Genomic DNA, 25876 nt, shown 5'->3' with positions numbered 1-25876 from the left:
CCTATCAGCTCGGCGCCACAGGCTTGAATACGGCCGCCAGGCGCTCGCTGCTGGCGGCCAGGCTTTCGTTATCGTCCAGGCCCTGGCGCAGGTAGCGCACCAGCGTGGGGTGCAGGTTGATCGCCAGGTCGGTCTCGCGGTCGCCGCCGGGCACGTAGGCGCCCACGCTGATCAGGTCGCGGCTTTGCTGGTAGCGCGACCACAGTTGCTTGAAGTGCTGGGCCTGGCCCATGTGCTGGGGGCTGACCACGCTGGGCATCACCCGGCTGATGGACGCCTCGATGTCGATGGCCGGGTAGTGCCCCTCCTCCGCCAGCCGGCGCGACAGTACGATATGGCCGTCGAGCACGCCACGGGCGGAGTCGGCAATGGGGTCTTGCTGGTCGTCGCCTTCGGACAACACCGTGTAGAACGCGGTGATCGAACCGCCACCGGCTTCAGCGTTGCCGGCGCGCTCCACCAGCTTCGGCAGCTTGGCGAACACCGAGGGCGGGTAACCCTTGGTGGCGGGCGGCTCGCCAATGGCCAGGGCGATTTCCCGCTGGGCCTGAGCGAAACGGGTCAGCGAATCCATCAGCAACAGGACGTTCTTGCCCTTGTCGCGGAAGTATTCGGCGATACGGGTGCAGTACATCGCGGCACGCAGGCGCATCAGTGGCGCTTCGTCGGCGGGCGACGCCACCACCACGGAACGCTTGAGGCCCTCTTCGCCGAGAATATGTTCGATGAACTCCTTCACCTCGCGGCCCCGCTCGCCGATCAGGCCGACGACGATGATGTCGGCTTCGGTGAAGCGCGTCATCATGCCCAGCAACACGCTCTTGCCCACGCCGGTACCGGCGAACAGGCCAAGGCGCTGGCCACGGCCCACCGTCAACAAACCGTTGATGCTGCGGATACCCACGTCCAGCGGCTGGCTGATGGGGTCGCGCTTGAGGGGGTTGATGGTAGGGCCGTCCATGGGCACCCAGTCCTCGGCCTTCATGCCACCCTTGCCATCCAGCGCGCGGCCGGCGCCGTCAAGAATCCGCCCGAGCATGCTCATGCCCATGGGCAGGCGACCGGTATCGGCCAGGGGCACCACGCGGGCACCCGGGGCGATACCGGCGACACTGCCCACCGGCATCAGGAACACTTTGCTGCCGGAGAAGCCCATGACCTCGGCCTCGACCTGCACCGGGTGGTGGCCGTCGTCATTGATGACCACGCAGCGCGCGCCCATGGCGGCGCGCAGCCCCTCGGCCTCCAAGGTCAGGCCCACCATGCGCAGCAGGCGGCCTTCGAGCACCGGCTGGCTGGGCAGGCTGATGACCGGGGCATAACTGCCCAGGCGCTTGGCGAAACTGGTGCGGTCAAGACGCATCGGGGCCGTCCAGGTCCACGCTCAGGTCCGGTTCGGCCGGGTGCAGGCCCTGCTCGTGCAATTGGTCGAACAGCTGCGCCAGGGCCTGGGTGATACGGGTTTCGACGCTGGCGTCGATGCGGCTGTGCTCGGATTCGACGCGGCAACCGCCAGGCTGCAGGTCTTCATCCTCGAGGATGCGCCAGGTTTCCTCATGGCGCTCACGCAAGGCCTTGACCTGCTCGAAGTCCTGGGGGTTGATGAAGATCCGCACGTTGCCGGCGCCCATGGGCAGCAACTTCAGCGCTTCGCGCAGCACGCGTTCGATCTGGCTGGAATCCATGCGCAGTTCGCGCTGGATGACCTCGCGGGTGATATGCCCCACCAGCTCGACCAGCGACTTCTCGATCTGGCTGTCCTGCTCGGCGATGGGCGCCATCAGGTGGCCCATCAGCTGTTCGAGGCTTTGCAGCTTGGCGGCCAGGGCCACTTCGGCCTCCTGGCGCACTTTCAGGGTGGTGCTGTGGAACCCTTCTTTCTCGCCGGTGGCGAAGCCTTCGTTGTAGGCTTCCTGGCGGATGCTTTCCAGCTCTTCGAGGGTCAGCGGCTGGACTTCTTCCAGCGGCACTTCCTCGATTTCCTCGACCACCGGTTCCGGCTCGGGCTCTGGCTCCGGCACTTCGGGGTCGAAGCTGGGAATGGCCCACAGGTCGACGCCTTGCAGGTCCTCGGCACGGATCAGGTCACTGGGGTGTTGTTCGGAGGGGCGGGACATTGATTATTCCTGAAGCGCCAGAATGCAGGGATGGCGGTGCGGCCCGGCCGCCCTTCGCTGGGGCCCACAGGGCTCGCACACCCTGCGGGACCGGGCCAAGCACGGGAAGCGGCCACCACGATCATCATGAGACCACGAAAAAGGCGGTTAGATCATTTCCTCGCCGCCCTTGCCACCCAGCACGATCTCCCCGGCCTCGGCCATGCGGCGGGCGATGGTGAGGATTTCCTTCTGCGCCGTTTCCACGTCGCTGACCCGTACCGGACCCTTGGCTTCGAGGTCGTCGCGCAGCAGCTCGGCGGCACGCTTGGACATGTTCTTGAAGATCTTCTCCTTGACGTTCTCGTCCGAGCCCTTGAGGGCCAGCACCAGTACGTCGGAAGACACTTCGCGCAACAGGGCCTGAATACCGCGGTCGTCCACGTCGGCCAGGTTGTTGAACACGAACATGAGGTCTTCGATCTGGCTGGACAGGTCTTCGTCGACCTCGCGGATCGAATCCATGAGGGCGCCTTCCACCGAACTGTCGAGGAAGTTCATGATGTCCGCTGCGCGCTTGATACCGCCCAGGGTGGTGCGCGCTGCGTTGGAGTTGCCGGAGAACTGCTTCTCCAGGATCAGGTTCAGCTCTTTCAGCGCCGCTGGTTGCACGGTGTTGAGGGACGATACCCGCAGGATGATGTCCAGGCGTACTTTGTGGTCGAAGTGGCCGAGCACCTCACCGGCCTGGTCAGCATCCAGGTACGCCACCACGATCGCCTGGATCTGTGGGTGTTCGTAGCGAATGACGTCGGCCACGGCGCGCGGCTCCATCCATTTCAGGCTGTCCAGGCCGCTGGTGTTGCCACCCAGCAGGATGCGGTCGATCAGGCCGTTGGCCTTGTCTTCGCCCAGGGCCGAGGTCAGCATCTTGCGGATGTAGGTGTCCGAACCCACGCCCAGGCTGGTCTGGTCGCCGACGATCTCGACGAACTCGCTCATGACCTGCTGGACCTGCTCGCGGTGCACGTTGCGCATCTGCGCCATCGCCACGCCCACGCGCTGGACTTCCTTGGGGCCCATGTGCCGCAGCACCTGGGCGGCGTCAGTCTCGCCCAGGGACAGCAGGAGGATGGCCGCCTTGTCGACTTTGGTCAGTTTGGCGGCAAGCGCTTGATTGTTACTCATCGGCGTTAATCCACTCTTTCACGACCTGGGCCACGCGGCCCGGGTCTTCGGCCACCAGACTCTTGATTGCGTTCAGCTGAGCGTCATATCCCTCGCTCGGGCTAGGCAGCAGAATACTCTGCGGGCCGCCCAGGGAGACACGGTCGTTGGCCAGTTCGCCGTCCAGACCGCCCATGCCACCCAGTTCCACGTCGCCATCGGCGCCGACCAGTTGCTTGCCCTTGCCGTTGCCAGTGATGTTGTTCAGCACCGGGCGCAGCACGCCGAACACCAGCAGCAGGATGAACAGCACGCCCAGTACCTGCTTGACCACGTCCCAGAACCAGGGTTGCTGGTAGAAGGCGATTTCCGGCACCACTTCGCCACGGTCCGGCGAGAACGGCGCGTTGATCACGGTCACGCTGTCGCCACGGCTGGCGTCGAAACCGACGGCGTCCTGCACCAGGCGGGTGAAGCGCGTCAGGTCGTCGGCACTCCACGGGGTGTGGGTGACTTCGCCGTTGGCGCCAGCCTTGACCTGGTCGTCCACCACCACGGCCACCGACAGGCGCGTCAGGCGACCCTGCTGTTGCTTGGTGTGGCTGATGGAACGGTCCAGCTCGAAGTTCTTGGTCGACTGGTTGCGCTTGTCGGCCGGGTAAGGCGCCAACATCGGCTGGCCGGTGGCCGGGTCCATGATCTGCTGGCCATTGGCGTCCAGCAGCGGCTGGCCTGGCGGAATCGCCGCCGGCGTGGCAGCAGCGGCGCCGCCGGTTTTCTGCGGGGCGCTGGCCGGGGCCGGTGGCTGGTTGGTCAGGGCACCCGGTACGCCCGAAGGGCCGCTGCCGCTGGAGCGCTGCTCGGTCACCGACTGTTCGCTGCGCAGGGCCGGCTGGTCAGGGTTGAATTGTTCGGAAGTGGACTCCACGGCACTGAAATCGACGTTGGCGGACACTTCGGCCTTGTAGCGGTCGTTGCCCAGCACCGGCTCCAGGATGTTATGAACACGCTGGGTGAGCATGCTTTCCATCTTGCGGCTGTAGTCGAACTGCTTGCCGGCCATGGTCAGCTCGGAGTCCTGCAGTTGTTCGGAGAGCAGGTTGCCCTTCTGGTCGACCACGGCGACGCCGGACTTGTCCATCTCGGGCACGCTGGTAGCCACCAGGTTGACGATGGCCAGCACCTGGCCGGCGTCGAGGGTGCGCCCCGGGTACATTTCCACCAGCACCGAAGCGGTGGGCTTGCGCTCGTCGCGCACGAACACCGAGCTTTTCGGGATGGCCAGGTGCACGCGGGCACCCTTGACGTTGTTCAGGCTGGAGATGGTGCGGGCCAGCTCGCCTTCCAGGCCCTGGCGATAGCGTGCGGTTTCCATGAACTGGCTGGTGCCCAGCGCCTGTTCCTTGTCCATGATCTCGTAGCCCACGTTGCCGTCGCTGGGGGCGACGCCGGCGGCGGCCAGTTTCATGCGCGCACGACCGATGTCATCGGCCTTGACCAGCAGGGCGCCGGAGTTGGGCTCCACGGTGTACGGAATGTCCGCGGCGTTGAGGGTTTCCATCACCTGCTTGGTGTCCATGCCGGCAAGGCTGCCGTACAACGGACGGTAATCGGGTTGCTGCGACCACAGCACCACGGCAAAACCAATCGCCACGCTGGCAGCCAGGCCGACCAACAGGCCAACCTGACGCAACATGGTCATCTTGGAAATATTTTCCAGGAAGGACAGGCCGAACAGCGGCGGCTTGCCGCCGGCTGCGCCGTTCTTGGCTGGTACGTTATCCACGACTGCGTCTGCCATGTCTCAATCTCGCCCTTATACCGGCATCTGCATAATGTCTTGGTACGCCTGAACCAGCTTGTTGCGTACTTGGGTCAGCGCCTGGAACGACACGCTGGCTTTCTGCGACGCCACCATCACGTCGGTGATGTCGACGCCGCTCTTGCCGATTTCAAAGGCGTTGGCCAACTGATCGGACGCCTGCTGGGTATCGCTGACCTTGTTCACCGCCTGCCCAAGCAGGTCGGCGAAACTGCTGGTACCCGATACTTCCGGGGCCACGGCAGTCTTGCTGGCGCCCATGGCGTCAGCCTGCAGGGTGCGCATGTCCATCATCAGACGGTTGAATTCAATACCTTGGCTCATGGATCACTCTCTCCGACGGCCCGCAATTTTTTGACACTGTAACAACGGATACAAAGGAGGTAGCAACAAGGGTGCCAGCTCCGGACTTGCATCACGAAATCCTTACAATTCTCTTGGCCCGCACGCACGCCTCCCCCCCACAGGGGAGAGGCGGTTGTCGGTGTTTTTTCGTTGCTCAGCTGGCGTACAGGCTGGCCTCGACGTCCATGCCCGCATCGCGCATCTGCGCCAGCTTGTAGCGCAAGGTACGCGGGCTGATACCCAGGCGTTCGGCGGCCTCCTTGCGGCGGCCGCGCTCAGTGCGCAGGGTGTCGATGATCAGCTGGAACTCGCGACGGCGCAGGTCATCCCCCAGGCCGCCGGCCGCTTCGGGCGCCAGCGCTGTCAAGGATTCGACAGGCGCCGGCGCCGAACGCACGATGGACAGCGCCGGTTGCGGCACCGCCCCCACCGGCCCTTCCAGGCAGAAATCCTCCGCCTGGATCACCCCACCCTGCTGCAGGATCAGCGCCCGCTGAATGGCGTTGTCCAGTTCGCGCACATTGCCAGGCCACGGATAGCTGACCAGACAGGCCTGGGCGCCGGGCGCCAGGCGCACGGCGCTGTGTTTCATTTTGCTGACGTGCTTGGCCAGCAGGCGCTCGGCCAGCGGCAGGATATCGGCGGTGCGTTCACGCAGCGGCCGCCAGGCCAGCGGAAACACGGACAGGCGATAGTACAGGTCCTCGCGGAAGCGCCCCGCCGCCACTTCACCGGCCAGGTCGCGGTTGGTGGTGGCCACCACGCGAATGTCCAGGGCAATGGGCTTGCGCGCCCCTACCCGCTCCACTTCCCGTTCCTGCAACACGCGCAGCAGCTTGGCTTGCAGGCCCAGGGGCATTTCGGAAATCTCGTCGAGCAGCAGCGTTCCGCCATCGGCTTGTTCGAACTTGCCTGGCTGGGCGGCTATGGCGCCAGTGAACGAACCTTTCTCATGGCCGAACAGCGTGGCTTCGAGCATGTTGTCTGGGATGGCCGCGCAGTTGATGGCAATGAACGGCTGGTTGGCCCGCTGTGATTGCTGGTGAATGTACCGCGCCAGCACTTCCTTGCCGGTGCCCGACTCGCCCGAGATCAGCACCGTGGAATCACTGCGCGCCACCCGCGCGGCCAACTCCAGCAAGCGGGCGCTGGCCGGCTCGACGGCGATCGGCCCTTCGGTATCGCTGCCGGTCAGGCAGCCCAGGGCGTGACGCGCCACCAGGTCCAGCAGGGCCTTGGGCAGGAACGGCTTGACCAGGTAATCGGCGGCGCCGGCGCGCATCGCTTCCACGGCACGGTCCACCGCCGCGTGAGCAGTCATCAGCAGCACTGGCAATTGCGGCTGGCGGCTGCGCAGTTGGCACAGCAACTGGTGGCCATCCATGCCTGGCATGTTCACGTCACTGATGACCAGGCCATAGGCCTCGCTGGCCACTGCCAGCAGCGCCTCTTCGGCATTGCCCACCGCATGGAAGGCATAGCCGCCCAGCTCCAGTGTGTCGCCCAGCGCTTCACGCAGCGCGCGATCATCTTCGACCAGCAAGACCTTGATGGCCATCAGCGTTACTCCTGCACCACACGGGTATGGATCAATGGCAGCGCCACCAGCGCACAGGTACCGCGCCCCGGCCGCGAACGTATCGCCAGCTCGCCCTGGTGGGCGCGGGACACAGCCTTGACCACGGCCAGGCCCAGGCCGGTGCCGGTGGTCTTGGTGGTAAAGAAGGGTTCGCCCAGGCGCGCCAGCACGGCCGGCTCGATGCCGCTGCCGTTATCGCTGATGGCCAGGCGCAATTCGTGGTCGCGGGCGTACAGGTGAATCTTGACCCGGGCTTGCGTGTGGGAGGCCTGCACGGCGTTTTCGATCAGGTTCAATAGCGCCCCTACCAGGGTGTCGCGGTTGCACAGCAGTTCACCGCCGGGGCAATCGAACTGCCAGCGCACTGCCACATCCTGCACATGGGTATGCGCCGCCGCCTTCAAGGCCTGGAACAGCGCCTGGGGGGTCAACCGATCACTGAGCGGCAGTTCGCCCCGGGCGAACACCAGCATGTCGCGCACCTGGTGCTCGAGTTCGTGCAGGCGCTCCTTGAGGCGCCCGGCGAACCGCTGTTGGGTTTCCACGGGCAACGCCTGCTCTGTCAAATGGCTGGCGTAGAGCAGCGCGGCCGACAGCGGCGTGCGGATCTGGTGCGCCAGGGAGGCGACCATGCGCCCCAAGGAAGACAGCCGTTCGTGGCGCGCCAGCTGATCTTGCAGGCGACGGGTTTCCGTCAGGTCATTGAGCAGCACCAGTTGTCCAGGCTCGCTGCCCAGGGACCGGGTGGCGATGGACAACCGGCGGCCATCCTTCAGGGAAATTTCGTGGCCATCGTCGCGGCGCGGCGCGAAGCAACGGGTAATGACCTGGCGCCACAGCACCCCTTCCAGCGGTTCGCCAAGCAACTGACACGCGGCCGGGTTGGCTTCGCGCACCACGCCATGGGCGTCGATGACGATAACGCCGCCCGGCAGCAGGTCCAGCAAATGCTGCAAGCGGTTGGCCAGGCGTTCCTTCTCGGCCAGTTCGGCCATGCGCTGGGCGCTGACGACCGCCAATTCGCCCTTGAGCTCGGCGACGCGTGCCTCAAGCATGCTGTAGGAGTCGCTCAGTTGGGTGGACATCTGGTTGAACAGCGCAAACGCCTGCTCAAGGCCAAGCCGGCTGGCCTGTTCAACGGAGGGCTGGCCCTCGAGTTCAGGGGCAGTGGTCATGGGGGCGGCCTGTGGCATCGTGATCTCTCGCGTGGCATACCGTCATAAATGGGTATCGTGCGAGGGATGTAGCAATCACCGTGCCGGAACAAAATGCGCGAGCTATCGCTAGGGCACAGATTGGAATCATCCTTGATACAAATCAAGGAAAGGCAGCCTGGGCAAGGGTTTACGCGAAGGGGAAACGCTGAAAAAAAGCTACAAAAGCAAAAAAGCCGGCGCTTGGGGGGGCGCCGGCCATGGAACTCACGCGTCAATCATCTGTCTGGTCGTCGCCCTCGCGACGGCTCATGCCATATTTGCGCATCTTCTCCACCAGGGTGGTTCGGCGGATGCGCAAGCGCTCGGCCGCGCGCGCCACGATACCGTTGGCATCGTCCAGCGCCTGCTGGATCAGGCCCTGCTCCAGCCCCCCCAGGTAGTCCTTGAGGTCCAGGCCTTCGGGCGGCAGCATGGCGCCGGTGGTGAAGTCCGGCGTATGGCCGTTGATAGCCACACGCTCTTCCAGGTCGCTGCGCAGGCTGTCCACCAGCTGTTCGTCTTCGTCGTCGACGTAGCGAAACTTCTTCGGCAGCTCGGCCACGCCGATCACCCCATAGGGGTGCATGATCGCCATGCGCTCCACCAGGTTGGCCAGCTCACGGACGTTGCCCGGCCAGCCATGACGACACAGCGACATGATGGCCGCCGAGTTGAAACGAATGGAACCACGCTTTTCGTGCTCCATGCGCGAGATCAATTCGTTCATCAGCAGCGGAATATCTTCCACCCGCTCACGCAAGGGCGCCATCTCGATGGGGAACACATTCAAGCGGTAATACAGGTCTTCACGGAAAGTGCCGACCTCGATCATGCTTTCCAGGTTCTTGTGCGTGGCGGCGATGATGCGCACGTCGATGCTCTGGGTCTTGTTGCTGCCCACGCGCTCGAAGGTACGTTCCTGCAGCACGCGCAGCAGCTTGACCTGCATCGGCAACGGCATGTCACCGATCTCGTCGAGAAACAGGGTACCGCCGTTGGCCAATTCGAAACGCCCGGCACGGCTGGTGATAGCCCCGGTAAACGCCCCCTTCTCGTGGCCAAACAGTTCGCTTTCCAGCAACTCGGCGGGAATGGCCCCACAGTTGACCGGCACGAACGGCGCATCGCGGCGCTTGGAATGGTAGTGCAGGTTGCGCGCCACCACTTCCTTGCCGGTACCCGACTCGCCCAGGATCAGCACGCTGGCGTCAGTGTCGGCCACCTGCTGCATCATCTGGCGCACATGCTGGATGGCACGGCTGGTACCCACCAGGCTGCGGAACAGGTTCGGCTCACGCTGACGGCCACGCTCGCGCGCCTGGTCGTACATCTCGCGATAAACCTGGGCACGGTGCAGCGAATCCAGCAATTTGCTGTAGCTGGGCGGCATTTCCAGGCTGGAAAGCACGCGCCGGCGCAGGTCTTCGGGCAGGTCGCCGCCCGCCGTGTCACCTAAAAGCAACACGGGAAGGAACTCATCCCATCCCGCGATGGTCTTAAGCAAGCCTTGAAGGGTACCGGGGGCATTGACAGTCCCGACGAGGACGCAAAGCACTTCCCGATTCGACGACAACGAATCGACCACCTGCTGCCAGTCTCCGCTGGTGCAGGGCAAATTTTCTTCGCCGAGAAAATTTAAGATCACCGCCAGATCCCGGCGGCGAACGCTATCGTCATCGATTAGCAGAATTTTGGTTTCACGCCACATGCAATAGCAACTTCCCTAGTCAACTCGATGCCCTGGAATAGGGGCAAGTCAGACGTAATTGGCTTGATACACCTAATAGACGTCCCAGTACTGTAAATAGCCACTAGTTAAGTCAAAAAAGTTTAGACAGTCAAATTTATGGCGTATTATCCGCCGCCAGGCAAATGTTTTGTAAAGAAACAGATGAGTGACTGTATCAAGCCGGAAACAAAAGGGGCCGTATCGGCCCCTTAACGCATGAATGAAGCCCGTCGGGCCATATTGTAGACCTTCGCGGCCTCATACCCTCGCTTCGCCTGCGTCATCTCACTGGCGATGGACTGTCGAGCCCGCGACGTCACGTCCACCAGTTGACGGTACAGCACCAGCAGCCCTTCAAGGTGCTCACGCAGCAACTGCGCGTCCACTGTCTTGTCGGCCAGCGCGCCGTCCAGGCAGGCGCGGATGTCCAGGTCCAGGGCCGTCACGGCTTCCCAGTCCTCATTCACCAGCGCCGTCTCCAGCGCCTGTCGCGTAGCCTGAATCTTTTCCAATGCACTCATGACACTCTCCTGCGGCAGGACGACCTCCCCTGCCCGTTCAGCAACCAGCACCAGGTGGTTCGCGCGCGCCCCAATGCTCATGGCGCAGCCGGTGCCGCGTTGGCGGGATCGATGGCGTCCCAGCCCATCTTCACAGTCAACAGCAAGCCGCTGACTTCGTCGAGCATTTCCACGCTGTTGACGCGGTTGGCTTCCACCAGGCGCCGAGTCATGTAGTCGTAAAGCTGGGCGTAATTGACCGCCAGCGCTTCGCCTTTTTCAAAGTCCAGGCCATCGCGCAGGCCGGCGAGAATGTTCTGCGCCTTGCTCAGCAACACGCCCTTCTGCGCCAGCTCACCCCGCTCCATGCACCCACGCGCCTGAGCGATACGGCTCAGGCCACCCTCCATCAACAACTGGATCAAGCGATGAGGGGACGCATCGACCATTTCCGATTGGGTGTTGACGTTTCGATACTGTCGAAGCGCGGCCATGCGGTTCATGGGGTATTACCTCGGGGTATTGTTGCCTGACAATTGACGCTCTACTCGGGGTATCGACGAGGGGGCGTCAAACTTTAGCCACCCTCGTTCAATTTACCGGTCAGCTGTCGGAGGAGGTCTTGTTCAGGGCGTTGAGGGTGGTCATTACGCTGGTGCTGGTGGCGTTGAGCTGCGCTACCAGGGTGTCCATGGCGTTGTACTTGGCCATCATGGTGGCCTCGTACTTGGTCATGCGCGTGTCCAGGGTGGTCTGCTGGGTAGCCAGGTCACTCAGGGTGTCGTTCAGCGAGTCGACGCGCTGGTCGAGCAGGCCGTTGTCCTGGGTGTAGATATCCAGGGACGCGGACATGCGCGTGATCAGGCCGCCGGTGCCGGTGAAGAAGCCTTCCACCGAGGAAGCGTTGGCTTCCAGCGCGGTTTCCAGCTTGTCGTCGTCGACCTTCAGGGTACCGTCGGTCTGGGTAGACACACCCAACTGCGACAGCAGGCTGATGGTGCCGCCGTTGGTGGAGCTGCCTACCAGGGCGTTACGCAGGCTGTTGACGATGTTGCGTACGCTGGAGTCGCTGGTCAGCGCCGCACCGGTGGTGGTGGCATTGCCATCGTCGTCGGTGCTGGAGGTTACGCTGGTGAGCGAGTCGATCGAGCTCATCAGGGTGTTGTAGGCAGAGACGAAGCTGTTGATCGAGGTGGTCAGACCGTCGGTGTTGGTGTCGACCGTCAAGGTGGTGGCCGTGTCGCTGGCAGCCACCAGGGTGAAGTCGACACCGCTGATTGCACCGCTCACATCGTTCGTAGAGCTGGTCATCGACAGGCCGTCGATGGTGTATTCCGCATCCTGGGTCGGCGCGGTGACATAGCCGCCCTTGGTAGCAGTAGCGACCGAACCGGTCTCGGCCGAGCCATCAATAGCCAGAGATTCAAGTCCCGACGATGCGGCAACGCTGATGTCTGTACTCGCACCCGTGGTGCTGGAGCTGATGACTAGGCGCTGACCGGTGGAGTCAGTGATGATGTTTGCGGTGACGCCGCTGGACTTGAGCTGGGTATTGATGCTGTCGCGGATGGTCGACAAGCTGGCATTGGCGGCCACCTTGATCGTACCCAGCGCGCTGGAACCCTGGGTAAGCGTCAACGTGCCGGCGGAAAACGTCGTGCCACTGGTGATGTACTGGGTAGCGACCTTGGAGCTGGTGGCCAACTGCGTGGTTTTGATCGAATAGGTGCCCGCGGCTGCACCAGTACCCACGGTGGCCGTCAAGTTATCGCTATTGGATGACGTAGCGGTAAGACCCGCGAACGACTTGGCTTCGTTCAGATCGGTCATGGCCGTCTGGAACGTCGACAACGCCGATTTCAACGAACTGACCGCCGACAAAGTGGTGGTCGCGGTGGTCTTGGCGGTGTCGATCTGATCCTGCTTGGGTGTTTTCTGCGCCGTTACCAACGCCGTCACAATGGAGTCGATGTCGATCCCCGACCCTACCCCGTTTACCGAAGTACTCATTGTTTATGCTCCCGCTCAAAATATTGGCGCATGCCTTCGGAAATGAACTGTATCCGTTTAGTCATGCAAGTAAGGCACCAACCCTCAAGCCCATCCATCGAACAACGAGGTGTTGCCGTCCTTGAGACTTTGCGCCAGCTTCAATGCCACTTCCGAAGGAATCTGCCGAATGACTTCGCCGGTATCGCTGGCCACTACCTTGACCACCTGGATGCCGGTATCGGAATCCACGGAGAAATCCAGGTCGCGGTGCGAGACCTTCATGTAATCGTTGAGACTGCTGACGGCCTGGTCAAGCGACTGCGGCTGCCCGCCCAGGTCATCATTGCCGACAGCCTTGGCTGCCTGCGGCTGAACTGCAGCGCTGCCAACGGAACGCGTGCCGAGAGTACGGGCGTCGACAGCTGGAACATTGAGATTGAGGTCCATGGTTCACTCCTCCTGTTGGCAACGAAGAAAGGGCGCAAGCGCCCTTTCCGTGGTGTTGGCCGGTGGGCCGTTACCTTATTGCAGCAGTTTCAGTACAGCGGAAGGCAGCTGGTTGGCCTGGGCCAGTACAGCGGTGGCTGCCGACTGCAGGGTTTGCTGCTTGGTCATCTCGGCGGTTTCGGCCGCGAAGTCCACGTCCTGGATGGTCGAACGGGCAGCGGTGGCGCTTTCCGATACGTTCTGCAGGTTCGAGATGGTGCTGTCCAGACGGTTCTGGATGGCACCCAGCGAGGAACGCTGAGTATCGATCTGCTTCAGGGCGGCATCGATGACCTGGGTGGCTTTCTGAGCGCCCGAGGCAGTGTTGATGTTCAGTTGCTGCACGGTGAAGGCCGAAGAAGTCACTGCGGTCGAAGCGATGGCAGTGAAGTCACCGGTAGCACCGATGGAAGCAATGTCGCTACCCGAGGTCAGGACGATACCGGTACCGGCGCTGTCCAGGGTGGCGGTCACGCCGCTGACGTTGGTGTTGATCGCAGCAACCACGTCGCTCATGGTCGAACCCGAAGCGATGTCCACTTCTACGCCACCGATGGTCAGAGACGAAGAGGCGATGGTGGCGGCGGCCGAAGCAGCGATGGCGCCAGTGCTGACGACTGCCAGGGACGAGGTACCTTTCAGAGCCGAAGCGCCCATGTCGCTCAGGGTGAAGGAAACGGTTTCGTTGGCGTTGGCGCCAACCTGGAAGGTCAGGGTGCCGGAGTTGCCAGCAGTACCGTCCAACAGCTTGATGCCCGAGGAGCCGCCGCCGAAGGTGGTGGTCTTGGAAATACGGGTCAATTCAGCGGTCATCGACTTGAACTCTTGGTTCAGGGCCGATTGGTCTTCGCTGCTGTTGCTGCCGTTAGCCGACTGCAGGGACAGTTCACGCATACGCTGCAGGATGCTGGTCGATTCTTGCAGCGCGCCTTCAGCGGCGGTTGCGATCGAGTTGGCGTCCTGGGCGTTCTTGACCGCCACGTCCAGACCGTTGACCTGGGAGGTCAGGCGGTTGGAGATTTGCGAACCAGCGGCGTCGTCTTTGGCGCTGTTGATACGCAGACCGGTCGACAGACGGGTCATGGAGGTGGTCAGAGCGTTGGAAGAAGCGGTCAGGTTCTTTTGAACCGACAGAGAGGCAATGTTAGTGTTGACGGTAAGAGCCATGACAAATTTCCTTGCAGTGAGTCTAACGGAGTGTGGGTTCAGTGGCTGGGTGGCGGTGGTGCCAGTGAGTTGCCGTACAGAACCTTCGTAGTTGTTATCGTCGGGTTCCGGAATCCCTTGAGGAAATTTTGTTTTTTTTTGCTTACATCCCTGAAACCGGCGCTTTCAGGACGGTGGCCCTGTTCTTGCTACAGTCCGGATACATGTCAAACCCCCGTCACGACAGCCGGACCCTCCTTATGCAGAGCAGAACCCGACAGGCCGAGATCCAGCGCATATCCAGCGCCTTGGCGCTGGCAGAAAAAAGCCAGGACAGCAATACACAGCTAAAGCTCTATCAAGAGCTCGCACGCCTGGCGCCCAACACCGCATTGGTCCATGCGCAGATTGCGCACTTGCTCTTCGAGCGCGAGCTGGAACAGGAGGCGGCGCAGCATGTGGAGGTTGCACTGGCGCAGCCTCATGACTTGAAAGTTGACCGCCTGGTGTTTCAGCACATGTGCAAACTGGCGCGGTATACGGCCCAGGTTGAACAAGCCCGCGCGTGGTTCAACGAGCAGCCAAACCTGTGGCGCTTCAAGCTGCTGCACGAGGCGCTGAACCGCATCGACGCCAAGGAAGAAATGGAAGCGTTGATCCATCAAGTGCTGGAACAACCGCTGCAGCCTGCCGAGCAGTCGCAGGTGCTGACGCTGCTGGCCCAGCTATATTTCAGCCAAGCGCGCTACCACGATGCCATTGGCTGCTATCAATTGGGGCTCGAACTGAACCCAGGTAACCAGACCCAACTGTTCAACCTGGCTGGATCCCTGGAGCACGTAGGCCGCTATGAGGAGGCTTTCAAGTACTACCAGAAGGTATTGGAAATCGACCCTGAGCACCCTGGCACCCATAACAACATTTCGCTGATCATGCTGCGCCTGGGCCAATTTCAGCAGGGCTGGCAACACAATGAGTGGCGCTGGAAGGCATCGCAACCCGAGCATGCGCAACATTTCAGTATCCCGCGCTGGCAGGGGGAACCGCTGGAAGGCAAGACCCTTCTGGTGTGGGCCGAGCAAGGCATTGGCGACCACATCATGTTCGCCAGCATGCTAAAGGAGTTGCAAGCACGCGGCGGAACGCTGCATTACGAGATCTATGCCCGCCTTGATGAACTGTTCAAGCGCAGCTTCGAAGGCGTCAACTTTCTGCGCCGCGATGTGCAGGGCGAGGAGCAGATAGAAGGCAAACGCATGTTCAAGCAAAGCTGGCCCCGGGCGGACTTCCAGATCCCGATTGGCAGCCTGGGCGGTATTTTTCGCAATGACCTCGCCAGTTTCGGCGCAGGCACCGCGTTTCTCACCCCTGACCCGGAAGCCTGCGCAGCCTACCGCGAGAAATACGCCAGACTGTTCCCGGGCAAGCGGTTGATCGGCTTATCCTGGCGCGGCGGCAAAACCATGCAGACCGAGCGCCAGAGCCGCCGGGCCCAGGTACAGGACCTGTTGCCGCTGACGGCGCTGTCCAACGTGCAGTTCATCGACTTGCAGTACGACAGTTCCCCCGAGGAAATCGCGCAGATGCAGGCCGCCGGGCTGCCCATTTATCACGATGACACCGTGGACGCACGCCTGGACATGGACCCACAAGCCTCGCAGGTCAGCGTGCTAGACGCGGTGATCAGCGTCGACAACACCGCGGTCCACCTCGCCGGCGCCCTCGGCATTCCGACCTACGTCTTGGTGCAGTTGAACCCCAATTTCCGCTGGGGCATGAAGGAAGGCCGGACCTATTGGTACAACAGCGTCCAGCTGTTCCACAACCCGGCGCTAATGGGCTGGCAAGACCCATTGGGGCGTATTATCCAGACCCTGAAGACAGACGGAATCGTCTAACCTCTTGCCAGGTCGCGCCGGAGGCAGTACGCGCTGCCTGTGGCGCGGCCTGCGAGTTAGAACAACGGCCTCAGTTCATCCGCCAGGCGCACACCATCGGCAAGGCTTCCAGTGAGCTCAAACCGCGACTGTGGATCAGCAAAAAACTCGCAGATATCCTCTAGCGAGCCGCGGGCGGTGAAGTCCAGGTACCCATCCTCGTCCCGCGGGTTATCTGCCAACACCGGCACGCCATTGGCACTCATCAGGTAGATGCGGAACGGATTGACGAACTGCTCCCCTGCCCCCGCACTCAGCGACAAGCCATACCGAGTAGACGACAGATAGTAATCACGGCTCATGTGCGGTGACTTGTTGTCCACGGTGCGCAAGCGCATGCCCGGCACCTCGACCAGCTTGTTCAACTTGACCTGGCGCTCGCCCTTGGCGAGGCCGAAAAACACCGCGTCATGTTGAATAGCCGCCCTACGGTTAATATTTGGCGAGACCAACTCGTGAAAAAAACCCCAGCGCGCGTAATGCGCCTTATCGGTCAACCCGCAAGCCTCGTAGGCTTGGAAGTTGTAGCGGTAAGGCGTGCAAATGAAGCGGCTCATGTTGAGCAGCTCCAGGTAATTATCGATCTTGAAGCCAGCACGCTGGTTGATCGTCTTGCCATCGAAACATTCTACGTCGTAGATGGAAAACTCGGCCTCAGTCTGGCGGATGTGCTGCAAGTGCGCTTCGTCCACCAGCCAGTCAGCACCGATCACCACGTTGTGGACTCCGGTGAAGAACTGGTTGTGGCTCATGCTCACCTCATGCCCCAAGGCCGTCAGGCTGTGATACAGGCCGTAGACGATATCCGCCTTGAAGTTGAACCAGTCGTTACTGCCGATATGGGCGATGTTGAGCTTCACCATGAACTCCAGGAATGTACGGCCACGAAAATTCGCCATCAAGCCAGCACGGATGGCGGGTTTCTGACGACAGTGGAGACCAGGTGCAAGAAGGGCGCCAAGTGCATTGGCGATGAAACGACGGGAGCCCCGGGACCGGGGCTCCGCGATGGGTCACGGCCGCTCGATAATCGCCGAGCCCCACGACAAGCCCACGCCAAACCCGCTGATCGCCACGCGCTTCCAGCGGTTGTCGAACGCGTGCTTTTCCAGCAGCAACGGAATGCTCGACGACACGGTATTACCGGTCTCCAGCATGTCCTTGACGAACTTCTCCGGCTGGGCTTCTTCAAACCGGCGTGCCACGGCGTCGACGATGGCCGCGCTGCCTTGGTGGATGCAGTACGCATCGATCTGGTCGCTGGTCAGGCCCGAGGTTTCCAGCAGCAGTTGCAGGTGCGCCGGCACCTTGATCAGGGCGAAGTTGAAGACCTGGCGGCCGTTCATGAAGAACAGGCCGTCGGTGACCTTCAGGTGCGCCGCGCCGCTGCCGTCGGTGCCGAAGGCGGATTTGCCCAGGGTCCAGACGGGGTCTTCGCCCATCCAGGTGACGGTGGCGGCGTCGCCGAACAGCATGGCGGTGTTGCGGTCTTCGGGGTCGACGATCTTGGAGTACGGGTCGGCGGTGATCAGCAGGCCGTTTTTCAGGCCCGCGGCTTCCATGAAGCCTTTCATCGCGTACAAGCCGTAAACGTAGCCCGAGCAGCCCAGGGAGATGTCGAACGCCGCCACGTGGGTCGGCAGGCCCAGCTTGGCCTGGACGATGGCAGCGGTGTGCGGCAGCCCTTCTTCGTCGCCGTTCTGGGTGACGACGATCAGCGCATCGATGGATTCAGGGTTGAGCTCGGGGTGATTGGCGAACAGGGCCTTGGCGGCCTCGACACACAGGTCGGACGTTTCTTGCGCATCGTCCTTGCGCGGCAGGAAGGCCGAGCCGATCTTGCCGAGGATGAAGTCCTCTTCCTTGCCGAATTTCGCGCCCTGGGCGTAGTTGTCCACGCCGCCTGTGGGCACGTAGCTGGCGATACTTTTAATGCCAATCATACTGGCTTCCCAATGCAGAAGTACTGGTAATCACCACCCGTCGCGACGGGGGCGCCGAGGGCACCGGAGCGCACCGTGGAGGGTCGCCTGGACCTGCGACAAGGCGAGGGGCCGGCCGACCCATTAATACAATACAGTGAAGATGCACGTTTTGACCTATTGGTCACAAGTGTTGCAAGCGGTCACGGCGAAAAATGCCGCCGTCGAGGTGAAAAATCCTTCAGCCGCCGTCGGAAAAAAACAAAAAACCGCCGCCACCCCTGAGGGTGACGGCGGTCTGGGTGACGCCTTGCGGGTCAGATCTTGTCGAACAGGCTCAACTGCGAGATGCGGCTGAAGGCCAGCTGCGAAGCCTCCAGCATGGTCTGCTGAAGGGTGAGCTTGACGCTGGCCTCGGCGGTGTCGGTGTCACCGATCGAAGACTGGGTGGCCGTGTTGGCCAGGGTCAGGCTGCTGATCTCGGCCGACTGGATGTCCAGGGCGTTGCCGCGCGCGCCGATGGAACCGCGGGTGATGTCGATCTGGTTGGAGGCCGAATCGAGGTTGCCGGTGGCCGCGGCCACGGCGTTCTGCACGCGCAGGGCCCCGGCGCTGTCGCCGCTGATGGGCGTGGACAGCACCGAACGCAGTTGGCTGATGGTGTTCAGCACGTTCTGGGTCTGGTGGGCATCGGCAGTCACCGAGAACTGGTCGCCGCTGGCCGGGGTGCCCGTGACGTTGAAGGTCACCCCGGCGGCGGTGATGCTGGTGGCCGGGCTGGTCATGCTGCCGCTGGCGATGGCCTGGCTGGACGAGGTCACAGGCGAGGCATACACCTGGTAATCGGTGGCGCTGGTGAACTTGATGATCGCCCCGCCATTGGGAAAGGTGCTGCTGTAGGCCGATTCGTCGCTCACCGACGCCGAGGTGATCTGCGCGGTGGAGGTGTTGCTGGAAATGCGGCTGGCGGTGATGGTGTCCGGCTTGCTCGCGAGGCTGAAGCTGTGGCCGGCCAACGCGGCGTCCATGTCGGTGGTGTCGTTGTCGCCGGTCTGGGCGATGACGTTGGCCTGGAAATCCACGCCGCGCAAGCTGATGGTGCTGCCCGAGGCATCCGTGGAATCGTAGGTGCCTTTGCCGCTGCTCTCGGCGGTGACGTCGTTGCCGCTGGCGTCGGTGATGGTGTAGGCCGAGGCGCTGGTGAAGGTCAGGGTGTACGGCTCGCCAGCCTTGAAGCTGCTGTTGTAGGTGGTCTGCGAGGTCATGTTGCCCGACGTCAGGGTCATGCGCCCGTCATCGGTGGCCGGTGCTGTCAGGGTGGCCGAGGTACGGGCCACGTTGCTGGCCTGCTCGAACACACTGTAGCCGGTGTCGTTGGTGGCCATGCTCAGGGTATCGGACACCTGCAGGCTCAGCTGCGTCTCGTCGCCCTGGTAGGTGTAGCTGCCGTCGGCATTCTTCACATACGGCTGGACGTTGGTCTTGGAGCCGGAGAACAGGTAGTTGCCGTTGGCGTCCTTGCTGTTGAGCAAGCCGTACACGGTGCTTTCGATATCGCCCAGCTGGTTGGCGATGGAGGCTCGGTCGTCGTCGGTGAGGCCGCCGTTACCGGCCTGCAAGGTCAGCTCGCGAGCGCTCTGCAGCGCGGTGTTGATGCTCGACAGCACCGACTCCTCGTTGTTGAGCGAGTTGTTGGTGGTGGTGATGTTGCTGGTGTACTGGGTCAGGCGCGCGCTCTGCTGCTGCAATTGCAGCAGCTTGGAGGCACCCACGGGATCGTCGGCCGCCGTCTGGATGCGGGTGCCGGAACTGATCTCGGACTGCGTCTTGGTGATGTCGCTGTAGTTTTTGGAGTAGCCCGCGAGGCTGTTTGCAAAGTACTGGCCGGTGGAAATTCGCATGTCGTTGCCTCCTTTTACAGGCTACTGATCAAGGTCTGGAAAATAGTCTGCGCCGTCTTGATGATCTGCGACGAGGCCGTGTAGTACTGCTGGAACTTGACCAGGTTGGCCGCCTCTTCGTCCAGGTTGACCCCCGACACCGAGTCACGCGAGTCAGTGGCCGACGTCAGCACGGCCGCGGTGGCGGTGGTGTCGATGGTGGCCTGGCTGGCCATGGCGCCCACGCCTTCCACCAGCGCCGCGTAGGCGTTGGTGACACTGCTGCCGGTGGCGCCGTTGGCGGTGCCCACGGTGCTGGCGGTCTGCTGGGTCAACAGGGCGGCGGCGTTGCGGTTGTCGCTGGTGCCATCGCTGTTGAACGCCACGCTGTAGCTGTCGCCCGAGGCGGGCGAACCGGCGACGGTCATGGAGAAACTGGCGCTCATGGCGTTGCCGTCCGAATCGGTGACGGCGTTGCCGCTGGCGTCGGTCAGGGGCACGGTCACGCTCAGGTCATTGCTCTGGCCGGGCACGATGCTGCCGGTGCCGATGCTGTTGCCCTTGGAGTCGAACACGGTGTAGGTCTGGGCGCCGCCGCTGGCCGTGTCGAATACCAGCTTGACCGGCATCGAGGTCTTGATCCCGGCTTCCTGCGCCGCGGTATCGGTACCGCCGTTGATATCCAGTGCAGTGGTCAGGGTGGGCTGGGTGATGGTGCCGGTACCCGAGTTGGCCGAACCGCTGGTGGCGCTCAGGGCACCGGCCATCGCCAGTTTGGTGGAGTCGGTCATCACCGTGGTGATGTCACTGGCACCGCTGCGCGTGGGGGTGATCTTGAAGCTGTCACCCGCGCTGGGCGCGGTGCCGTTCATGGCCACCGAGAAACCGTCGATGACCGGCGCCGGGTCATCGGACAGTTTGTAGCTGCCCATGGCGGTGCCGTCGGAACGGGTCACGGTGTAGTCATCGGCGCTGGTGAAGTTCACCTGGTAGTCATAGGTGGTCAACGCGCTGGTGTCGTCGATGCTGACGTTGAGGTTGCCCGTGGCGGTGTTGTTGGTGGACGCGGCGATGCTGCGCTGCGCCATGGCCGAGGCCGTGTTCAGGCTCGAATACAACGACGAGCCGAAGTCGCCGTTGGCGTCCACGCCCTGCCCCAGCTGGGTGTTGATGGTGTCACTGACCACCATGGCCAGGCGCCCGAGGGCGTTGGTGGTCGGCGTGAGCACGTCGCTGCGGTAGCGCAGCAGGCCGCCGATCTCGCCGCCTGATACCACGCTGGTGACGTCAGCGCTGTAGCTGCCGTAGTTGACCGCCAGGCTGTACTGGCTCGGGTCGGTGCTGCTGGGCTGCGCCGTCAGGGTATTGGAGGTGTTGCCCGACACCAGCGCCTGGCCGGTGCCCAGGTAGACATCGTAGCCGGTGCCGTTGCTGCTGGTCTGGACGGTGACGCCCACCAGTTCATTGAGCTGGCGCACGGCTTCATCGCGCGCATCCAGCAGGCTGGTGGGCGAACCGTTGGCCGACAGCTGGGTGATCTGCTTGTTCAGCGAGGCGATCGAGGTCGACAGCTGGTTCACCTGCCCGGTGAGCGTGCTCAACTGGGTATTGATGTCGGTGTTTTGCTGGGTCAACTGGCTGGAAATGGAGTTGAAGCGGTTGCTCAGCGTGTTTGCCGAGGTCAGCAGCAACTGGCGCGCCGACGTGTCGCTCGGGGTCGAGGACACCGACTGCAGCGCCGAGTAGAAGCTGGACAGCACCGAGGTGATACCGGTGGAGCTGTCTGACAGCAACGAGTCTAGGGTGTTGATCTGCGTCGAGTACGATTGCGCCTCGGAGTCCAGGGACGTGGAGCTGTTGACCTGGTTCTGCAGGTACGAGTTGTAGATGCGCCGCACTTCCGACAACGTCGTGCCGGTACCCACGTAACCAGCGCCACCGATGCTTTGCAGGGCACCTGCGGTGGTGATGGTGGACTGACGCGAATAGCCCGTGGTCGCGGCGTTGGAGATGTTGTTACTGGTCGTGTTCAGTGCCGTCTGAGTGGCCGACAGCCCCGAGAGCCCGATGGAGATCAGATTCGCCATGGTTCAAACCTTATAAAGTCGTGGAAGAGCCGGCCTGCGCATAGTTCGCGTAGCCCTTCATCTGTTTTGCGATTGCCGAGATCTTGCTCGCGTAGTTCGGGTCGGTCGCGTAGCCGGCCTTCTGCAACTCTCGTACAAACTGTTCTGGGTTATCGGCCGACTTCACCACACCTTGATAGCGATCGTTGCTTTGCAGCAGCGTCACCAGGTCGTGGAAGCTATCGGCATAGGAATCGTAGGAACGGAACTGCGCCGTTTCCTTGACCATCTTGCCGTTGCGGAACTCGCTGGTGATGGCACGCGCCTGGTCGCCCTGCCAGTTGCCGCTGGCCTTGATGCCAAACAGGTTGTGGCTGCTCTTGCCGCTGTCGTCACGCATGACCGACCGGCCCCAGCCGGTTTCCAGCGCCGCCTGGGCCACCAGCACGCTGGGGTCCACGCCAATGCGCGCAGCGGCGTCCTTGGCCAGGGGCATCATGGTGGCGACGAAGTCGTCGGCCGTACTGAACGCTTTCTTGGCTGGCGCCAGCGGCGGCTGGGCCACGCTGCGGCCGATGATGCGCACATCACCGCTGGCGATGGCGGCCTGGGCCGATTGCCATTCGCCGGCCGCCTCGTTGCTGTCGCCACTGTCGGTATCGGTGGCGGCGGTCTGCGCGGCGCTGACCGTGTTGGTGACCTTGATGCCGTTGCGGGCCAGGGCCTGGGTCGCAGCCGCCTGGGCAGTGGCATCGGTGGCCGGCGTGATGCCGGCCATGACGCGGTCGGCCAGCTTGCTGGGCAACGACAGGCGACGCTGGTTCATCAATGCCATGTCGTTGCTGTGGGCACTGGCGGCACCGGTGTTGAGCGCATGCTTGATGTCGGCGGCGGTATTGCGCCCGCCATTGAGCGTGGACAGTGCCGGCGCGGTGTGGGCGAACGGGTTGCTACCGGTGTGCTCCACGCCCTTGTTCTTGGACAGCTGACGCATCAGCACGTCCTGCAGGCCGATGCCGTTACCCTGCTTGGACAGGGTCACGGCCAGCTGCTGGTCATACATGGACTGGTACTGTTTGGTGGTCTCGGTGTTCATCGGGTTGTCCTTGCCCAACACGTCATTGGCCGAGCGCATGGACTTGAGCATTTCACCGACGAACAGCGACTCGAACTCCTGCGCCACCTTCTTCAGGTTGGCGTCGCTGTCCTTGTCACCGGTCTTCAGCGCGTTCAGACGATTGAGGTCCGTGTAGGCCCCCGAATCGGCCGGCGCGCTGACACCACCTTTAGGCATCTCCATGGTCCGCTACCTCAAATCACGATCAGGTCGGCCTGCAAGGCGCCGGCCTGTTTCAATGCTTCGAGGATGGCCATCAGGTCACTGGGGGCCGCGCCCACCTGGTTGACCGCGCGCACGATCTCATCCAGCGTGGTGCCGGGGCCGAACTTGAACATCGGCTTGGCTTCCTGCTGGGCGTTGACCTTGGAACGTGGCACCACGGCAGTCTGGCCGTTGGACAGCGGGCCGGGCTGGCTGACGATCGGGTCTTCAGTGATGGTCACGGTCAGGCTGCCATGGGTCACGGCCGCCGGGGACACCTTGACGTTCTGGCCGATGACGATGGTGCCGGTACGCGAGTTGATGATGACCTTGGCCGACGCGGCGCCCGGGTCGACCTCGAGGTTTTCCAGCACCGAGATGTAGTCCACGCGCTGGCTCGGGTCGATCGGCGCGGTGACGCGCACCGAACCGCCGTCGATGGCCTGGGCCACGCCTGGGCCGAGCATGTTGTTGATCTTGTCGACAATGTGCTTGGCGGTGGTGAAGTCCGACCGGTTGAGGTTCAGGGTCAGGCTGTTGCCCTGGTTGAAGCCGCTCGGCACCGAGCGCTCCACCGAGGCACCGCCGGGAATGCGGCCTGCCGACGGAACGTTGACGGTGATCTTGGAGCCGTCCTTGCCTTCGGCGTCGAAGCCGCCCACCACCAGGTTGCCCTGGGCGATGGCGTAGACGTTGCCGTCGATACCCTTGAGCGGGGTCATCAGCAGGCTGCCGCCGCGCAGGCTCTTGGAGTTACCGATGGACGACACCGTGACGTCGATGGTCTGCCCCGGCTTGGAGAACGGTGGCAGGTCGGCATGGATGGACACCGCCGCGACGTTCTTCAGCTGGGTGGTACCCGTACCGCTAGGCACCTTGATACCGAACTGCGCCAGCATGTTGTTGAAGGTCTGCAGGGTGAACGGCGTCTGGGTGGTCTGGTCACCCGTGCCGTCCAGGCCCACCACCAGGCCGTAGCCGATCAACTGGTTGGAGCGCACGCCGGAAATGCTCGCGATGTCCTTCAGCCGTTCGGCCTGGGCAGCGGTGGCCGCGGTCAGGGCCGAAGCGGCGAGCAGGGTCACGGCCATCAGGTGCTTGAGTTTACGCATGGTCGTGGTTACCTAGAAAGGCCAGTAGGGGCTCATGAAGAAACGGTCCAGCCAACCGGTCTGGTTGGACTCGGCGAACGCACCGGTGCCCGAGTAGGTGATGCGCGCGTCGGCGACACGGGTCGACGACACGGTGTTGTCGGTGGCGATGTCGTCGGCACGGATCAAGCCGGCGATCCGCACCAGCTCTTCACCGGTGTTGAGTGTCAGCCACTTCTCGCCACGCACCGACAGGATGCCGTTGGGCAGCACGTCGGCCACGGTCACGGTGATGGAACCAGTCAGGCTGTTGGCCTGGTCGGCCTTGGCGGTGCCGTCGGTGGCACGGGTGCCGGTATAGCCGGCATCCAGGCTCAGCTTGCCGCCGGTGACCGGGTTGGTGGTGGACACGCCACCGCCGAACAGCGAGGTCAGGCCCAGCGAGGTGCTGGAGTCCTTGGTCAGTTTGGAGTCGGCGCTTTTACTGGCCGCGGTCTTCTCCGCCAGGGTCACGGTGATGATGTCACCTACCCGGAACGCCTTGCGGTCGGTGTACAGGTTCTGGTCGAAACCGGACTGGTAGATGGAGCCGTTGTTCGACGCCGCCGGCAGCGGGGTGCGCGGAAGCACCGGCGCATAGTACGGGTCATTGGGCTTGGGCGGCGGCGACATGCAGCCCGACAACAAAGCGATCCCACTCAAGGCAAGAACACTGGACAAACGACTCATGACACTGACCTCACGGTGTTGCTGGCGCCGGCGGCGCCGTGTGGCTGAATTACAGATTCTGAGTGACGTACTGGAGCATCTGGTCGGCGGTCGAGATCACCTTGGAGTTCATCTCGTACGCACGTTGGGTGGTGATCATGTTCACCAGCTCTTCAACGGTGCTGACGTTGGAGTTTTCCAGGGTGTTCTGCAGGGTGGTACCGAACCCGTTCAGGCCCGGGGTACCGACCTGCGGCGCGCCGCTGGAAGCGGTTTCCAGGTACAGGTTGCTGCCGATGGCTTGCAGGCCGGCCGGGTTGATGAAGTCGGCGGTCTGCAGGTTGCCGATCACGGTGGACGTGGCGCTGGCCGCGGTGGTGATCGACACGGTGCCGTCGGTGCCCACGGTGAAGGTCTGGGCGTTGGTAGGCACCACGATGGCCGGGTTCAGGGCATTGCCGCTGGCGGTCACGATCTGGCCGTTGGAGTCCAGGTGGAAGGTACCGTCGCGGGTGTACGCGGTGGTGCCGTCCGGCTGGGTGATCTGGAAGAAACCACGGCCGTTGATGGCCATGTCCAGCGGCTGGTCAGTGGTGGCCAGGCTGCCGGCAGTGAAGTTCTTCTGGGTGCCGACGATGCGCACACCGGTGCCCAGTTGCAGGCCGGACGGCAGTTCGGTGTCCGTGGTGGAGTTGGCACCCGGCTGACGCTTGGTCTGGTACAGCAGGTCCTGGAACTCGGCGCGGTCGGCCTTGAAGCCGGTGGTCGAGACGTTGGCCAGGTTGTTGGAAATGGTCGTCAGGTTCATGTCCTGAGCGGCCAGACCGGTCTTGCTGACGTAAAGTGCAGGAAGCATTCTGTTCTCCTATGTGCGCGCCTGTTTTTCGCCGCGC

22 protein-coding genes are annotated in these 25876 nt (G+C 62.8%); 1 reads left to right on the top strand and 21 read right to left on the bottom strand.

The window, feature by feature from the left end:
• Positions 1-4: 4 nt before the first annotated feature.
• The 13 genes from fliI to HWQ56_RS07325 all read right to left on the bottom strand — a co-directional run bounded on the left by fliI (position 5) and on the right by HWQ56_RS07325 (position 14079).
• The gene (gene fliI / locus HWQ56_RS07385; protein WP_158154677.1) at positions 5-1363 is read right to left on the bottom strand and encodes a flagellar protein export ATPase FliI; all 1359 of its coding nucleotides are present in this window, start codon (positions 1361-1363) and stop codon (positions 5-7) included.
• The gene (gene fliH, locus HWQ56_RS07380) at positions 1353-2117 is read right to left on the bottom strand and encodes a flagellar assembly protein FliH (RefSeq protein WP_176570121.1); all 765 of its coding nucleotides are present in this window, start codon (positions 2115-2117) and stop codon (positions 1353-1355) included. The genes fliI and fliH overlap by 11 nt, the downstream gene beginning before the upstream one ends.
• A 147-nt stretch (positions 2118-2264) precedes the next feature.
• Complete coding sequence (fliG, locus tag HWQ56_RS07375; RefSeq protein ID WP_158154679.1) at positions 2265-3284, bottom strand: flagellar motor switch protein FliG; 1020 nt, start codon at positions 3282-3284, stop codon at positions 2265-2267.
• Positions 3277-5064: a flagellar basal-body MS-ring/collar protein FliF gene (gene fliF, locus HWQ56_RS07370; protein WP_176570120.1), complete on the bottom strand. Its 1788-nt coding sequence runs from the start codon at positions 5062-5064 to the stop codon at positions 3277-3279. Before fliF ends, fliG begins: the two co-directional genes overlap by 8 nt.
• Before the next feature lie 15 nt (positions 5065-5079).
• Positions 5080-5409, bottom strand: coding sequence for a flagellar hook-basal body complex protein FliE (gene fliE / locus HWQ56_RS07365; RefSeq protein WP_158154681.1), 330 nt, complete (start codon positions 5407-5409; stop codon positions 5080-5082).
• A gap of 175 nt (positions 5410-5584) precedes the next feature.
• The gene (locus HWQ56_RS07360; protein WP_176570119.1) at positions 5585-6988 is read right to left on the bottom strand and encodes a sigma-54-dependent transcriptional regulator; all 1404 of its coding nucleotides are present in this window, start codon (positions 6986-6988) and stop codon (positions 5585-5587) included.
• 5 nt (positions 6989-6993) lie between these two features.
• Positions 6994-8202, bottom strand: coding sequence for a sensor histidine kinase (locus HWQ56_RS07355; protein ID WP_158154683.1), 1209 nt, complete (start codon positions 8200-8202; stop codon positions 6994-6996).
• Positions 8203-8437: 235 nt separating this feature from the next.
• Positions 8438-9913: a sigma-54 dependent transcriptional regulator gene (locus HWQ56_RS07350; RefSeq protein WP_158154684.1), complete on the bottom strand. Its 1476-nt coding sequence runs from the start codon at positions 9911-9913 to the stop codon at positions 8438-8440.
• 230 nt (positions 9914-10143) lie between these two features.
• Entirely contained in the window at positions 10144-10455 is a 312-nt protein-coding gene (gene fliT / locus HWQ56_RS07345; protein ID WP_158154685.1) for a flagellar protein FliT, read from the bottom strand.
• Between the two features lie 77 nt (positions 10456-10532).
• Positions 10533-10937 (bottom strand): flagellar export chaperone FliS, encoded by a 405-nt coding sequence (gene fliS / locus HWQ56_RS07340; protein WP_158154686.1) that lies wholly within the window; start codon positions 10935-10937, stop codon positions 10533-10535.
• A 100-nt stretch (positions 10938-11037) separates the two neighbouring features.
• On the bottom strand, positions 11038-12444 hold the full coding sequence (fliD, locus tag HWQ56_RS07335) for a flagellar filament capping protein FliD (protein ID WP_158154687.1): 1407 nt from the start codon (positions 12442-12444) through the stop codon (positions 11038-11040).
• Between the two features lie 84 nt (positions 12445-12528).
• Positions 12529-12873, bottom strand: a complete 345-nt coding sequence (locus HWQ56_RS07330) for a flagellar protein FlaG (protein ID WP_158154688.1) — start codon at positions 12871-12873, stop codon at positions 12529-12531.
• A gap of 75 nt (positions 12874-12948) precedes the next feature.
• Positions 12949-14079, bottom strand: a complete 1131-nt coding sequence (locus HWQ56_RS07325; protein WP_158154689.1) for a flagellin N-terminal helical domain-containing protein — start codon at positions 14077-14079, stop codon at positions 12949-12951.
• 239 nt (positions 14080-14318) lie between these two features.
• Between HWQ56_RS07325 and HWQ56_RS07320 the strand changes: the two genes are divergently transcribed.
• Positions 14319-15956 (top strand): tetratricopeptide repeat protein, encoded by a 1638-nt coding sequence (locus HWQ56_RS07320; RefSeq protein ID WP_176570117.1) that lies wholly within the window; start codon positions 14319-14321, stop codon positions 15954-15956.
• Positions 15957-16012: 56 nt separating this feature from the next.
• Here the strand turns inward: HWQ56_RS07320 and HWQ56_RS07315 are convergent, their stop codons facing one another.
• From HWQ56_RS07315 to flgG, 8 genes are all read right to left on the bottom strand, one after another.
• Entirely contained in the window at positions 16013-16894 is an 882-nt protein-coding gene (locus HWQ56_RS07315; protein ID WP_176570116.1) for a hypothetical protein, read from the bottom strand.
• Between the two features lie 114 nt (positions 16895-17008).
• Positions 17009-17938 (bottom strand): ketoacyl-ACP synthase III, encoded by a 930-nt coding sequence (locus tag HWQ56_RS07310; protein WP_158154692.1) that lies wholly within the window; start codon positions 17936-17938, stop codon positions 17009-17011.
• Between the two features lie 296 nt (positions 17939-18234).
• Positions 18235-19818, bottom strand: a complete 1584-nt coding sequence (locus tag HWQ56_RS07305; protein WP_176570115.1) for a flagellar hook-associated protein 3 — start codon at positions 19816-19818, stop codon at positions 18235-18237.
• Positions 19819-19832: 14 nt separating this feature from the next.
• A complete protein-coding gene (gene flgK, locus HWQ56_RS07300) occupies positions 19833-21884 on the bottom strand; it encodes a flagellar hook-associated protein FlgK (RefSeq protein WP_176570114.1) in 2052 nt (683 codons plus the stop codon).
• Positions 21885-21894: 10 nt separating this feature from the next.
• Positions 21895-23163 carry a flagellar assembly peptidoglycan hydrolase FlgJ gene (flgJ, locus tag HWQ56_RS07295; protein ID WP_176570113.1) on the bottom strand — a complete coding sequence of 423 codons (1269 nt, stop codon included), beginning with the start codon at positions 23161-23163 and terminating at the stop codon, positions 21895-21897.
• 11 nt (positions 23164-23174) lie between these two features.
• Complete coding sequence (locus HWQ56_RS07290) at positions 23175-24296, bottom strand: flagellar basal body P-ring protein FlgI (RefSeq protein WP_158154696.1); 1122 nt, start codon at positions 24294-24296, stop codon at positions 23175-23177.
• A gap of 12 nt (positions 24297-24308) precedes the next feature.
• Positions 24309-25004 carry a flagellar basal body L-ring protein FlgH gene (flgH, locus tag HWQ56_RS07285; protein ID WP_158154697.1) on the bottom strand — a complete coding sequence of 232 codons (696 nt, stop codon included), beginning with the start codon at positions 25002-25004 and terminating at the stop codon, positions 24309-24311.
• A 49-nt stretch (positions 25005-25053) separates the two neighbouring features.
• The gene (gene flgG, locus HWQ56_RS07280) at positions 25054-25839 is read right to left on the bottom strand and encodes a flagellar basal-body rod protein FlgG (protein ID WP_027981700.1); all 786 of its coding nucleotides are present in this window, start codon (positions 25837-25839) and stop codon (positions 25054-25056) included.
• Positions 25840-25876: the final 37 nt, after the last annotated feature.

The sequence above is a fragment of the Pseudomonas eucalypticola genome (genome assembly GCF_013374995.1).
In the GTDB taxonomy this organism is placed as follows: domain Bacteria; phylum Pseudomonadota; class Gammaproteobacteria; order Pseudomonadales; family Pseudomonadaceae; genus Aquipseudomonas; species Aquipseudomonas eucalypticola.
The sequence above is the reverse complement of the archived record's forward strand: the minus strand, read 5'-3'. Positions and strand labels throughout refer to the sequence as shown.